General features: G+C 44.2%; 11 protein-coding genes. 3 read left to right on the forward strand and 8 right to left on the reverse strand.

The genetic code is table 11. From position 1 onward, the window contains the following. Positions 1 to 117: 117 nt before the first annotated feature. Complete coding sequence (locus FYJ78_RS10840) at positions 118 to 1,743, reverse strand: peptide chain release factor 3 (RefSeq protein ID WP_154621402.1); 1,626 nt, start codon at positions 1,741 to 1,743, stop codon at positions 118 to 120. A gap of 916 nt (positions 1,744 to 2,659) precedes the next feature. Between FYJ78_RS10840 and FYJ78_RS10845 the strand changes: the two genes are divergently transcribed. Beyond that, entirely contained in the window at positions 2,660 to 3,712 is a 1,053-nt protein-coding gene (locus tag FYJ78_RS10845; RefSeq protein WP_154621403.1) for an IS30 family transposase, read from the forward strand. A 38-nt stretch (positions 3,713 to 3,750) separates the two neighbouring features. Here the strand turns inward: FYJ78_RS10845 and FYJ78_RS10850 are convergent, their stop codons facing one another. From FYJ78_RS10850 to FYJ78_RS10880, 7 genes are all read right to left on the reverse strand, one after another. Continuing rightward, on the reverse strand, positions 3,751 to 4,158 hold the full coding sequence (locus tag FYJ78_RS10850; protein WP_154621404.1) for a very short patch repair endonuclease: 408 nt from the start codon (positions 4,156 to 4,158) through the stop codon (positions 3,751 to 3,753). Positions 4,159 to 4,173: 15 nt separating this feature from the next. Then, positions 4,174 to 5,361, reverse strand: a complete 1,188-nt coding sequence (locus tag FYJ78_RS10855) for a type II restriction endonuclease (RefSeq protein WP_154621405.1) — start codon at positions 5,359 to 5,361, stop codon at positions 4,174 to 4,176. A gap of 1 nt (position 5,362) precedes the next feature. Beyond that, positions 5,363 to 6,553, reverse strand: coding sequence for a DNA (cytosine-5-)-methyltransferase (gene dcm / locus FYJ78_RS10860; RefSeq protein WP_154621406.1), 1,191 nt, complete (start codon positions 6,551 to 6,553; stop codon positions 5,363 to 5,365). Between the two features lie 183 nt (positions 6,554 to 6,736). Then, positions 6,737 to 6,997, reverse strand: coding sequence for a helix-turn-helix domain-containing protein (locus FYJ78_RS10865; RefSeq protein WP_154621407.1), 261 nt, complete (start codon positions 6,995 to 6,997; stop codon positions 6,737 to 6,739). Between the two features lie 128 nt (positions 6,998 to 7,125). Further along, entirely contained in the window at positions 7,126 to 8,163 is a 1,038-nt protein-coding gene (locus FYJ78_RS10870; RefSeq protein WP_154621408.1) for an ATP-binding protein, read from the reverse strand. A 252-nt stretch (positions 8,164 to 8,415) separates the two neighbouring features. Beyond that, positions 8,416 to 8,811: a nucleoside 2-deoxyribosyltransferase gene (locus tag FYJ78_RS10875; RefSeq protein WP_154621409.1), complete on the reverse strand. Its 396-nt coding sequence runs from the start codon at positions 8,809 to 8,811 to the stop codon at positions 8,416 to 8,418. A 284-nt stretch (positions 8,812 to 9,095) separates the two neighbouring features. Next, positions 9,096 to 12,026, reverse strand: coding sequence for a DEAD/DEAH box helicase (locus tag FYJ78_RS10880; protein ID WP_328597712.1), 2,931 nt, complete (start codon positions 12,024 to 12,026; stop codon positions 9,096 to 9,098). Between the two features lie 855 nt (positions 12,027 to 12,881). Between FYJ78_RS10880 and FYJ78_RS10885 the strand changes: the two genes are divergently transcribed. Both FYJ78_RS10885 and FYJ78_RS10890 read left to right on the forward strand, forming a co-directional pair. Beyond that, positions 12,882 to 13,115 (forward strand): hypothetical protein, encoded by a 234-nt coding sequence (locus FYJ78_RS10885; protein ID WP_235900019.1) that lies wholly within the window; start codon positions 12,882 to 12,884, stop codon positions 13,113 to 13,115. A 2-nt stretch (positions 13,116 to 13,117) separates the two neighbouring features. Next, a complete protein-coding gene (locus FYJ78_RS10890; RefSeq protein WP_009014516.1) occupies positions 13,118 to 13,972 on the forward strand; it encodes an IS3 family transposase in 855 nt (284 codons plus the stop codon). Positions 13,973 to 14,130: the final 158 nt, after the last annotated feature.

Consider the following 14,130-nt stretch of genomic DNA (forward strand, 5'->3'; position numbering starts at 1 on the left):
GCCGGCCTCCTGTCCGCTTTGCAAAATACATACAGGCCCCCCGGATAGCAAGGAGCCATATAACACACTGGATTATATCATTTATACATGAAACTTTCCAGTCTTCCGACTCAATTCTCAAGCCTCTTTCTTATCAAAGGGCACATGATGGAGCAGCAGATCCGGATTGTTGTCCGTAATCCATCCGAGCGCCCACTCATTGCTGACAAGCAGAACCGGATTGTGATCGCGGTCATAAACAAACATCCCGCGGTCTGCCCCCTTCAACTCAGCCGGAGTCACTTCCCGACCATCCTCATAGGCCATCCAGCGCGCAACCTCATACGGCTGCATCGTCATTTCAATATCGACATTGTACTCGTTTTTCAACCGATACTCCAATACCTCAAACTGCAGCGTTCCCACCGTACCGACAATATAGGACTCCATGCCGGCGCCAGCCTGCTGGAAAAGCTGAATCGCCCCTTCCTGCGTAAGCTGCTCCATCCCCTTGACGAACTGCTTGCGCTTCATAGTATCTTTGGCCTGAACCCTTGCAAATTTCTCCGGCGGAAATACCGGAAAATCTGCGTATTTAAACTTATGCGCCGCATCACAGACCGTATCGCCGATCCCGAACACACCCGGATCAAACAAACCGACAATATCCCCCGGATAAGCCGTATCAATAATCTGACGGTCCTGTGCCAAAAACTGCTGCGGCTGAGCCAGTTTGATCATCTTTCCGCTGCGCTCGTGCCAGACTTCCATATTGCGTTCGAATTTCCCCGAGCAGATACGGATGAAAGCCAGCCGGTCCCGATGCGCCGGATTCATATTGGCCTGAATTTTAAACACAAAGCCTGAAAACTTTTCATCATCCGGCGCGATCAGCCCATCCGATGATCTGCGCGGCTGCGGCGTCGGGGCCATACGAATATATCCTTCCAGAAAATCCTGTACGCCAAAATTCGTCATAGCAGACCCGAAAAACATCGGCGTCAATTCACCGGCATCGACCTTTTCCCTGTCAAATGCTTCACCGGCCTCATTAAGGAGATCGATATCGTCTTTGAGCGCCTGCCAGGTTTCCTCACCCACACGTTCGATAACCTCCGGATCATCCGGCTCATAGATATCGGCAATACGAGTTTCCTGTCCATGCGTCGTATCGTCAGCGAAAAGCAGCACCTTGTCGTTGCGGCGATCATAGACACCAAGATACTGTCCATCTTGTCCGATCGGCCAGTTCATCGGATAAGAGCGAATGCCAAGAACCTGTTCAATCTCATCCATAATGTCAATCGGCAGCTTACCATAATGATCCAGCTTATTAACGAATGTAAAGATAGGGATACCACGCTGCTTGCAGACCTTGAACAGTTTTTTCGTCTGTGCCTCGACACCTTTAGCCACATCGATAACCATGACCGCACTATCGACAGCCATAAGCGTACGGTATGTATCCTCCGAAAAATCCTGATGGCCCGGTGTATCAAGGATGTTGATACGGCACCCGTCATAATCGAACTGCAGAACCGAGGAAGTAACCGAAATACCACGCTGCTTTTCAATTTCCATCCAGTCGGACACCGCATGACGCTGCGTCTTGCGCGACTTAATCGAACCGGCCAGATGAATAGCCCCGCCATAAAGCAGCAACTTTTCGGTCAGCGTCGTCTTTCCGGCATCCGGATGAGAAATGATCGCAAACGTACGACGCTTCTTTATTTCCTTATCGAGTTCTTCGCTTAATGCTGACAAAATAAATCCTCCAATTGTCTTATATTGTTGATACAAACACACTTTTCCCTTTTGAAACGCCTAAGAGGAGTTCAAAAAAGTGTATTCGTGTGCGAATACCGAGAAGCCTTGCTACGACTAAGTTCCGAGTCTTTTGCAGTATCCTTGGGACAATGTCCCAGAGCATACCTTATCTGATTGCAACTTCTACGAACTCACATAATAATCATTCTACCATAAAATAAGAAGGGAATACAAGAAAATTGGCACGGGACTTTGCCCGCGCTTGTAGGTTTACAATAGATGTGAGACTGGAGGGATATACAAAAGCGACCGAATCCCGTAGAATATTGGTTGCAACAAACTTCTACAAAAGGAGACCCGATCGCCATGTCTATCATACCACATCAGAAGCGTTATTTGCCACATGAAATTGGGACGCGCATTCACGCCGTCACCCTCTATCGCTCAGCCAAGGATATCGAGTTCGTCTGTCGTCGCTATAAAATTTCAAAAGCATCCCTCATGCGCTGGAACAAGCGTTATGATGGTACGCCAGAATCTCTCGCTGACCGATCGCATCGCCCCCATACCGTACATCCCAGAGCACATACCAACGAAGAAATCATGTGGGTATTGAACCTTGTCCGTCGAACCCCTGACATAACCCCCCCGCGAACTCTACGGAAAGCTCAGGCTAAACACGGATTTATCTGCACTTCTACTCATTGGATGGTCTGAACCTGCAGATGCGCCATTACATCTATGGGAATGTCTCATAATTGATAACCTTTATCGGTCTCACATCATTGACAAACCTACATCACAGATATCCAGATAATCTGAGCGGATTGTATAATTAAGTTGAACACTTAAAAATCCATAGCGAACCCTTGTGGTAAAATGTAGTTGCACAAAAACACAAAGGAGAATCACTATGGATCAAAATCATTTTACCACGGATGCGTTACGCAAAAAAGGGTCTCATTTAACTTTTGAGGAACGAGTCATTATCCAAACGCGTCTCCGCGACAAGCAATCGTATCGGAGCATAGCCCGTGAGATTGGGTGCTGTGTCAATACAGTACGCAACGAGGTGAAGCGTGGCAAGGTTCTTTGCTATAACGGCAAGGTGGAACGCTATCGCGCAGCAGACGGGCAAAGCACCTATGAGGCGCATCGCGAAAACTGTGGTCGCAAATGCGACGCGATAGCAAAGGGAGCATTCCTCGACTATGTGCAGAAGAGACTTCAGGAACATCACTGGTCGCTCGATGCCTGCTTTGGCAGGGCACTGGTTACGGGAGAATTTCAACGTGGCGAGATGGTCTGTACGAAAACCCTGTACAACTATGTCACGCTGGGACTCCCAGGAAAAATCAAGAGTATTGACCTGCCCTTGCGCGTCAAGCGAAAAAACGCCAGGAAGCGGGTTCGTGAGCGCAAGAAGAAGTTCGGCCGCAGCATAGATGAACGCGATCCTTCTGTGGATGAGCGTCGAGGTTTCGGGCATTGGGAGTGTGACCTTGTACTGGGATCTCGCTCAAAGGACGAGTTACTGCTGACTCTGGTTGAGCGCAAGACACGCTGTTCCCTCATCAGAAAACTGCCCAACAAGGAAAGTGCCTCTGTAATAGCAGCCTTCAGCAAATTGAAAGATGGAATGTTCCGCGACTGTTTCAGCCGAGTGTTCCTCAGCATTACGACAGACAATGGCAGTGAGTTTTCTAGCCTGTCAGAGCTGGAGAAACTAAGTCACACACGGATCTATTATGCGCATCCGTACTGCTCCAGCGACAAAGGAACGAATGAGAATCACAACGGCTTATTCCGTCGATTTCTTCCCAAAGGGAAGAAAATCCAGGATTACCCCGTGGAACACATTTCCAGAGTAGAGTGCTGGGCCAACACCCTGCCAAGAAAGATACTCGGCTATAAGACACCCGAGGAGTGCTTTGGGGAAGACATGCTTACAGTGCTTACTGCATAAAGGTTCGCCGGGTGTTCAACTTATTATTGCAATTCGGGCTATATGTATTTCTCTATTTCTTCTATACATTTCTCCAGATTCGTTAATATATCCTTTTCCCAAAATCGCAAAACCAGCCACCCTGCTTCAGTCAGTTCGTCATTGACTTCCTTATCCCGCTCCACGTTGCGGGCAAGTTTCTTCTGCCAAAACTCCTTATTGGTAGCCACTTGTTCGCCAGGATTATCCTGATGACCACGCGCGTGCCAAAAATCGCCATCCACAAAGATAGCGATTTTTTGACGTGTCAAAACAATATCAGGTTTTCCCGGCAGAGCTGCATAATTTTTACGACAGCGCAGGCCCTTTTTCCAGAGTGCTTTACGCAATACAACTTCCGCCTTTGTATCGACCGCACGAATGCGACTCATATTATGATGGCGCTGCTTACGGGTTAATACGTCCATCTTCTTTTCCTTAAATCATACTGCAGTTTTCTCCTGCACCAGCTGGATAAACTTCGCCAGCGAGAAAATATCTTCCCGGTACTCTTTCGGGTAGGTGCTAATATACGGCTGTGGCACTACAAGTACCACGTTTTCGCTTTTCATTTCATGGAGCTGCTGGGGGGAAATTCCCTGCTGCAGCGTACACAAATACTTTGTCTTTACCCGGTCGGCCTCAGTGATGACCTGACGCCAGCGGTCTTTACAGGTCGTCTTGGCGCCCAGCACAACCAGCTTGTCAGCAGGATATTTCGGGTTATGGTAGGCGCTGGCGCCAGGGAAAACAAAGTCCGGGCGTTTCTTTTCTTCTGTGACTACCTGCGGCTCATAGGTGAGCTTATTTCCCTGAAAAATTGCTTCCAAATGATATTCCAGAGACTTGCCCGCACGGCTTTTGCGGCGGTTAATCACGCTGTTGGCGGTGTCGATAAAGTCCTGCATAGAGTCAAAGCCACTCCGGATTACATCACCGTACTGTATTTCCTCGATACGGCGGAACAGGTCATATTCCATATTGTTCCAGGCCAGCAATTCCTGGTCAGGCTTCTGCACGATATTTTCCATGTGGTCATACACATCATTGTAAATATCGCGGGCAGCTTTTGACATATCAAAGGCTTTCGGGAAGGCGCCCTGGAGGGCATGGACAAAGGCATCCATCTTCGCCAGCTTCTTTTCTTCCTGCTGGTCAACAGAAAGCATTTCCGTTCCAATCAGGCGGCCAGTTTCTGCAGGGGACAAACTGAAATAATCCAGGAATTCGTCAATATCGTCCTCGGTTTCCAGCACCCAACCTTCATAATCCTCATCATCCAGCTTGACGATAACCACCAATGCCCCGGTGTTATCCGGCTTCAAGAGGTCAAAGCCACGGCCAAAGCGGGTAATGCGGTATTCATTACGGGTGCCCGTTCCGTAATAGGTGAACTTACTTTCTGTCTCAAAATCATCCATCCAGCGAATTTTGGCCAGTCGTTCCTTATTCTCGCCCTTGACGCATTTTTCATCAAAGATAATGGAATAAGCAGGCTTGGGAACATAAATTCCACACTGATGACCGCCCGTCAGCCCGGTATCATTGGCGGACAGAAACTTGCAAAAAGCCAGTTTTCCCTTGTTTACAGAAGCTATGGCCTGCTGGCTTAAAGACTCTGTTTGTACCATATTACGCACCTAGTTTCATTGATTTTTTGCTTTCTTTAACTATTTCTATATTTGCTTTTTTATCCCCTTCAATGGCTGCATCAAGTTCATTCATTTTCTCAACAACCAATTTGGCAATGGAAGTCACCAAGGGAACCACCACGGAATTGCCGAACTGCTTATAAGCTCGTGTATCGGACACGGTAATCTTGAAGTCCTCCGGATATCCCTGCAGACGAGCACATTCACGGGGAGTCAAACGGCGAGGATTTTTCCCCTCGCCCTGGTTAATGAGAATTTCAGAGCCGTCCTTGTAGTAGCGCGCACTAAGGGTACGGGTTACACCGTCAAAATCCGGCATTCCATAGCCAAACCCATTGCCCTTGGCCTTGTGCTTGGCAGCGTAGTTTTGCAGATATGCCCAAAGTTTATCCGTCAGCGTGTATTTGGCATCCACTACCGGCTGCAGAATATCCCGAAGCACGGGGACTTTTTCCGGCTTATCTTCATCAACATCAAAACTGAAATCAAAGAAATTGCCATAGCGTTGACGGTCAAAACCGACAATAAAGATACGTTCCCTGTGCTGGGGAACAAATCCCTGGCCATCAATCACAGCAGCAAAGACCTCATAATCCAGCTGATCCAGCGATTCCCGGATAACTTTCCATGTATTGCCCTTATCGTGGCTCTTCAGGTTTTTGACGTTTTCCAGCATAAAGGCCTTGGGCCGCTTAGCCTCGATAATCCGGCACACATCAAAAAACAAAGTGCCCTGTGTCTTGTCCTGGAAGCCCGTAGCCCTGCCCATGCTGTTCTTTTTGGACACACCGGCAATGCTGAAAGGCTGGCAGGGAAAGCCCGCCACCAGGATATCATGGTCAGGAATATCCTCACTTTTCACTTGGGTAATATCCCCCTGAGGCATTTCGTCAAAGTTGTCAAAATATGTTTTTTGAGCATACTTATCCCACTCACTGGAAAAAACACACTGCCCGCCCTGTCGGGAATAGGCAATCCGCATCCCGCCAATACCGGCAAACAAGTCAATAAAGGTAAAATTTCCCTGGGGAGCATTTGACCTCTTCTGCCGGCTCAAATGAGCCACAAGGGAGTCCGTAAGCACGGAGCTGGCCGACACGCCGTTATCTCTCGTATAAGTTTGCAGTTTTTCGTACAAATGATCATCCAATTTCAGGCTTAACTGTTTCATATCTACCTCACTGGGTCATATTGGTAATACTTTTCTTTCCCTATTATACAGAAAAATATCTGGTACGGCAATACTTAGGGAACAACGATTTTAATTATCTCGCGAGTATCTGACTGGTGAATCAGTAGCACTGTAAACGCACATCAAAAGGCAGCTATCCGGGGACAGCTGCCTTTTTCGTGCCTATATATCCTGGGAAACATCTTTCCGGATGGCGTTGTCTATGATTTCTTTTGTATGTTCCGTAAGCCGGGGATAAGCTTCAATAATCGCCTGCAAACGTGCGTCCATGGCCACAAAGAATTTGGTATTCGGAAAAAAATATCTTATATCCACCTGCAAGACTTCTGCTATCTTTGCCACCGCCTCAACACTCACGCCTTTTGTAAAGCCCCGTTCCCAGTTGGAAATAACCTGTGATGATTTCCCTATCTTATGCCCCAGCGCCGCCTAGGATAATTTCATTTTCATCCGCCGAGTCCGTATGTACTGTCCTATGTTTTTATTTCCCATAAATTCAACCTTTTCCCTATAATTAATCCCTCGACGTTTGAATCGCAAATAAACCACTATCATATACTTTTTGATTTACTCATTAAACCACGAGATGGTACAGATGCAGTATGAAATGCATATTTACATTTATTAGCTATTTTTTCACCTTTACACACAAAATAATCAATCAACTCTTGGCAATTTATTTCTTTTGAGGTATCTATAAGTATTCGAATTGCTGTTCCATTAAAATAAGTATGTCCTGTCCGTTTTATTCCACTTGAGTTAATAGTTAAAAAATCCTCTCCACTTGCGACAGTTAATTCACCATTGAGATATTTACACACTTCCTTAACCATATACAAACCAAAGCCAGAGTTATCCCATTCATTTGAAAGAATCGTTTTCTTTTTTCCATATGCTTGAGATACGCCAGGATTAAGAGTTAACTTTATAGCCTCTAAATCATTCGTCACTAAATCTCTATAAATTCTGTTCATCTTCATGCTTTTTAATATTCCTATTCCCTCATCACAAATCGCAATCTCTACCTTATCGTCATTTTTCCAATATTGCCCACATGCCCAAGCAGTTTGTGATTGAGAATGATCGTATATATTCCGAATCATTTCTCGTATAATATACGTCATTAACTGTTTAAATTCTTCATTATTTCTACTTAAAACAATTGCAAGTTTTCTAGACTCCATCTCTATGATATCTCCCATATCTAAGATTTTGTCTTTTTGCACTCTATTTTCACGATAAGCTTTACTTAAATCGATTCGATGTATAGGTATATAATTATCGTTTCCCAAAGCCATAGCATGATCATACTTCGAATCCAGATCCTTAGATATCGCACTTATAAACCCCATATTAGTAGCATACGAAAAACCTTTCGCAGAAAAATCCGGTTCAAATTCAAATGCTTTAGTCTTGTTTTTTTCTCGAAAGCTCTTCATTATCAATGCCATGTAAAGCATACTAAATGGCCTAACCCATTGCATTTTAGCCACCAAACAAATATAGTCATCCACATTAATCCCTTTTAATTTATACGCAAAATCTAATGCTGTATCCGTATACGATTTAGTTGGTATCTCTATTCTCATAATTCACCTATTATAATCATTTTTACTTCACACCTGCAAGTCCTTTAATCGTCATTTTATAAAGACAGGATGCTTCTCTACCATTTAGGGAACTATCTGCACGACAATTTTCACTGTCTACTGTACAAGATAGGAATGCTAATGTGCAAATCCCATGCTCCATAACCAGTTACAGAGAGTGCCTATAATCTCCAGCCAACAGCTCTGTTATTTTATCTACGGGACAATCATCTGCATCAACATAAATCCTTATTAGATATTTCTCACTTGCGCTAATATCTCGGATTCATCTGCATAGCGATGTATATGGAATCGTTTGTTTCCGGTCAGCATAGCAAAAAGCTGTGTTTCCTGTGGGCGATAGAAAATATGTACTTTCTTGCCCTGAGCTTCAGCGTAAGCCAACTCATATCCAACGCCCAACGATACCTGAGTGCATTCTGCTACGACAACATCACATTCACGCAGCCAAGCCGTATCCTGTTCATAGATAGCTTTGTCACCTTTATCTTCTACCGTAGATAAACTCAAGTCACCTACATGCTCAGTAAGCACTTGATGTTTTTCTTTCAAGACAGCTATGACTTTACGATAGAGTTCCGCATCCTGCCTGCCGCCGCGTATGGAACCTGCAAAATAAACCTTCATCGTCCCAGCCTCATTTCATCTTCAAGTCCAACAGTACCTTATCGGTTTCCCACAGCGATATGACCGTATAGCTAATCCCTCTAGAACAACCTTGATTTCTTCAGCCTTTACCTTTGCTCGTTCCAGATTCGTTTCCTTACGGCCATCTATACAGGACACCACGGCATAATGGCCTACAGAGTTGAACGCAGCCACCGCAGAGACTATTGCACATGATCAAACATGCGACAGCCCCCCTCATCATCGCTTTTTAGTTTCGGATGGTAACATTAATTGTCCGCCTGCTATTTACTCCCAATTATTTCAAGACCTTGAACCTTTCCGGCTCTTTTAATGTACGTTGAAGCTGCTGCCAACACTTCTTGAACCTTGTCCGTCATTTTAGCTGATTTACTCAATGCAGGTTGAACTATTACAATGAATGCAGTTACCCTTTTACCCGCATCTCGGAGTACTCTAAGACATTCTTGAAAATCTCCTCGTACAGGCTTACAATGGCCGACGGTATGTCTACTTGAAATTTTTTCCGTAAATTTCCCTTTTGTTCTGAGCCATATAGTAGATTTAACTGCTTGTCCTGCAACCTCATATACGTCTTCCATACATGCATTATACTTAGCTGAATGCATCTTCTTAACATGGTAAAGCCGAACTATTACCTGATTGTCTTGCACTTGTATTGCAATATAATCGGCTATTTCTCCTGAACCATGATCATACAGAATATATGTGTTTTGTGCATCCAACTTGAGATGTTGTTCCAAAGCGTCTTGAATAGAAACCTTTCCCTTAAATCTAGAAGAACCAAACTCCAGTCCAACATCTGTATTTAATTCATCCCAATCAAAATCTTCAATCTTTTTCTGATCAAAACTGATGGCATCGGGATTTCCTTTGTATATTTCAGATCCAGTTATCAAAGACTCATCAAGGGTTCTAAACAGTACTGGATTATCATTGAAATAGTCTTCCAACCCATATTCTTCCGTACCGATGCGTGTATACAGGTCAGCTTCTTCCGAAGAATACTTACCTTGAATATCACAAGTTAGTGTCATGGACAATTCTGTATTTAAGATAGCAATGGTGACCTGCGTTTTGCTTGTTTCTTTTATTGTCAGACTAAAATCTGTCAAGCGATATCCGTTCCCCGGCTTACTTCTGCTTCTGATGATGGGAGGTGAAGAATACGTTGTACCTGCATAATCTGCAAAAAACAGATTATCTGGATACTCTGTTAATCGTTCAGCCATAGGTATATAATCGTAATTTGTATTTGTTCTTACTTTTATATTGCTGTTAGTAATTTTCTCTCCGAGTCGTTCGACCCACTGGATGTAATCTGGAATATTCCGATATTCACTGCTCCATACCTTAGATGCGCTGCTATATCCAATTGTTATATTTTCTGACTCTCCACTGGAAATATCAGTCGCCTTGCAGAACACATGTCCTGCGGAATACATCTTTCCCGTACTTGGGTCTATTGAATCACTAACATCTGACCCCGCCATGATCCTATATGCTTCCCCCGATTCACTATAACGATTCACCATACCCGAGTTAAATATTTCAAAGCCATTAAGATATCCAAGAACCCTGTTCATTTCAAATTTAGGAATCTTATCATATTCCTCGCAAAAAACCTCAGCCAAACGGTCATATATTTTTTCCGTATGACATTGAGAATAGATGTGTAGTAATCCCAGTTTCTTTTGATAATGAATAATGTACAATGTATAGACCTTATTAATCCTAAATTCCGCACTCATCCACAAAGGTGAAACATACTCCAAGCCAATTCCTATTATTGTATTATCCTCTTTATTGCGATGTATACGAGTTCCAACATTGAATTCCTCTGGGAAGTCTGCTTCCAAGTTAAATCCTTTCACTTTATATATTCTGTCATGGCAATTCAAGGTAATTGCTTGAATTGGAATCCTGTCTTCATCCACTACACCCGCTAAAGATTGATAACCCTTATAATATCTCCTGTTTGCTTGCTCCTTTTGATTCTTACCTTCGCTCATATCAATAATCATTTCCTGCCAGATAGCATCCTTGGCATACAAACGATTATTCTCAATTTCCAAATCTTCATTTTCGACAGCAATAAACTTCGCTTTTCCAATATTAGCAGCATTTGTGCGAGCAAACCGACCCACGAATTGCAATGTAGCTGCAAGTGATTTATGTGGAGCATGAACCGCAGCAATTTTTAGATTAGGGAAATCGAATCCTTCGCCTAACATATCTACACATATTATTCCATCAATACTATGTTTTTTTAGCTCCTGAATGTATTGTTTGACTTTTACATTACTCATGGAGCTATCTATCCTCTTCAGATTCAAGCTCGTATTTTCCCGATATAGACGCTCTAACACATCTGCGCTACTCTTAGAATCTGTTCTCACCATTATATAGTGTTCAAGGCCTTCATCCCGATCAGCCAGAAGTACTTCCTCTGCTTTTTTAGCAATTCGCAGATCTGTATCACCGCCATCCGGAACAGCTATGTATTGAATCTCTCCAAAGATTCCATCTCTATAAGCCATTGACAAAGGATAGTCATATACGATTTCCCCTTTGATTTCCTTACAATCCAAACGAAATGGTGTGGCTGTAAAAAGTATGTGGGTTGCTTTATCAGTATTGATCAGAATCTGCTGCCATGTTTTTGCCGGTGTATGGTGTGCTTCATCAACTTCTACAAGCGTTATCTTTTTCTTAGCCCAGTCTGTTTCACTCAAACTTAGCGCGCATTGTGGAGTCGCTACAATGACATCTGATTTCTCATAAATCGGAATCATCTCGTCGTTATATTTGTGGAGCATTTCATACACTACCGGCTTCTTCATAGATGCTTTAAAGACATTAGCATTACATAGCGTCGTTAGTTCTTGAAAATCATCAGCAATCTGCCCTCTCACCATTGCACTTGGAGTGACAACAAGAACTTTGTTTTTTCCAAGCAGATATGGAGCCACCATAAGAACGGCTGTTTTTCCAGATCCAGTCGGCATAACTGTTATAGCCGCTTGTTTTGAATTCATTGTAAAAAAGGATGCTATGGCATGGATTGCCCCTAACTGCGCATTACGCAACCCCTGATGCTTTTCAGAATCTCTAGTGTACATTATGTTCTTATAGTTAGAAGAAAAATACCTTCTCATTACATCCTCCAGCTTGTATTTATTGATATTCTTCACCAGCAAACTTTTTATGCTGACTCTCGGTGCTTTTCCTACCTCCCAAAACAGAAAATCGGCATATGCAACCTAAAATCCCAACAGAATTTTTACCTATGAAAAATGGAGAATCGCAGACCTCATATTCCACGCCATAGCGTTCCAGCGTCTTCAGGCGATGCACCTGCTCAGCAAAGAGATACAACTGACCCTGCACAATACCCGTGGCATTCCAGTACTACACTTAGTATATTCGCCCACCAGCTCCGTCTTATGCCCCTTGCGCTTCAGCTTCGAGAAAAAATCTGCCATGATGGTGCTCTTGCCGATGGCAGCACCGCCATAAAAGTTAATTCCCTTCAAATTCTCACCTCGAAATTCACTCTATACATTATATCACTTCTTAGGAGCGTTTAAAACGACTGTTCCCCTGTATTATACATAATAATGCCCCCTGCCTAACACGCAAACGATTGATTTTCGCTTATGAACCCCCTTGATTCGAATGATAATGCCTAGCATATTCCAAGAGCCACCATCCTGCTTTTATCACCGCCCCGCAATACAAAAAGACCTCAACACCTTTATTTCATAGGGGTTTGCGGTCTTTTTATTTCTGTTTAATTGTATAAAATATGAAGTGGTAAACTAAAATTGGACACGGAGGGGGTAATTTTTGGACATACGGTGTATACTGTACGGATAGTACGAAATTAATTATCGGACAGAAATTCTCCCTCACAGGACAGGAGGTTTGCCGTGAAGTACACAAAAGAACAGAGATTGGACATTGGCCGCCGCATTTACGACGGCGAAATCAGCCGGTATGAAGCTGCAGAGGAATACGGTATCAATGAGTAGACGGCACGGAATTACATGAGAATGTACCGGGATGCCAACCAGTTGCCGCCCAGGCAGGGACGAAGAAGCATCTGTGCGCCCTCGTTCAAGAAAGCTCCGGCAGAGCTGGATGAACTGAAGGCGATGACAAAGGAAGAACTTATCCAGGAACTAATCAAGGCCAAGATAACCGAGGCACGGCTAAAAAAAGGCTACGAGGTGAAGGGAGATGGTACTGTAATTCTGTACGGCAACAAGATTATCAAGTAATCATGGAACTATCCGGAGAAATTCCGGTGAAGCTTCTTTGCAAGACAATGGGCATCCAGAGGAGCAGTTTCTACGCTTGGAAAAAACATCTTTCTCAGCCGTCGGGCAAAGAAAAGCGCCTTTTGAGCAACGTCCTGCTGTTCCAGGAGTACCATTGGAAGTATCCATCGCACGGCTATCGCTGGCTGAACGCCAAGATACGGTTGGACAAAGAGATTGTCCTGTCCGATCCCTATGCCCACAAATGCTGTAGGATTGCGGGAATCAAGAGCAAATCCAAGCACTACAGGTACAAGAAGGCTGGCGATCCAGCGCGGATATTTCCCAACCTGCTCATGTCTGAAATGCAGATCGATGGGCCAATGCAGTGCATCGTGAGTGATATGACCGCTTTTTATGTGAAAGGCATCTACCATGAACTGACTCTTTATATGGATCTCTGGAACAATGAGATTGTCAGTCATTCCCTCTCTGCAAAACGCGGTGATCGCATGACTTACATCAGCGGACTGGAAAATCTGATTGAGTGGCAAAAACGGCATCCGGAGCACCAAATGGTTCTCCATTCTGACCAGGGATCGGTCTACGCATCCAAAGCCTACAACGAGCTATTGCCCATGTACGGCATCACCCGATCCATGTCACGTGCCGGGACCCCCACAGACAATGCCGCTATGGAGTCCATCAATGGATGGATCAAGGCGGAGCTGTTCATGGACTTGCATGTGACCGGCGAGAAACCGGTCAAGGAGGAGGTGGATGACTACATTCTTTTCTTCAATGAACAGAGGCCAGCCTATTCCTTAGGCTACCTGACGCCGAAGCAGTATCGGGAACGTCACACGCCCATCTGCTGATCTCGTCTGCATTATCGATGGCATGGTTTGTCTAACAAGCTTGAAGGATGTCAGAAAAGTTGATGAATCTTGTACAACGATTCGTTTTTTATGCCTGATTTTTTTAGTTTGTGTCCAATTTTTGTTGACAAGTGCAAATAAGCTATAAATTTGTCCAA

Source organism: Wylensekiella montiformis, from assembly GCF_009697385.1.
GTDB lineage: Bacteria > Bacillota > Negativicutes > Selenomonadales > Selenomonadaceae > Selenomonas_A > Selenomonas_A montiformis.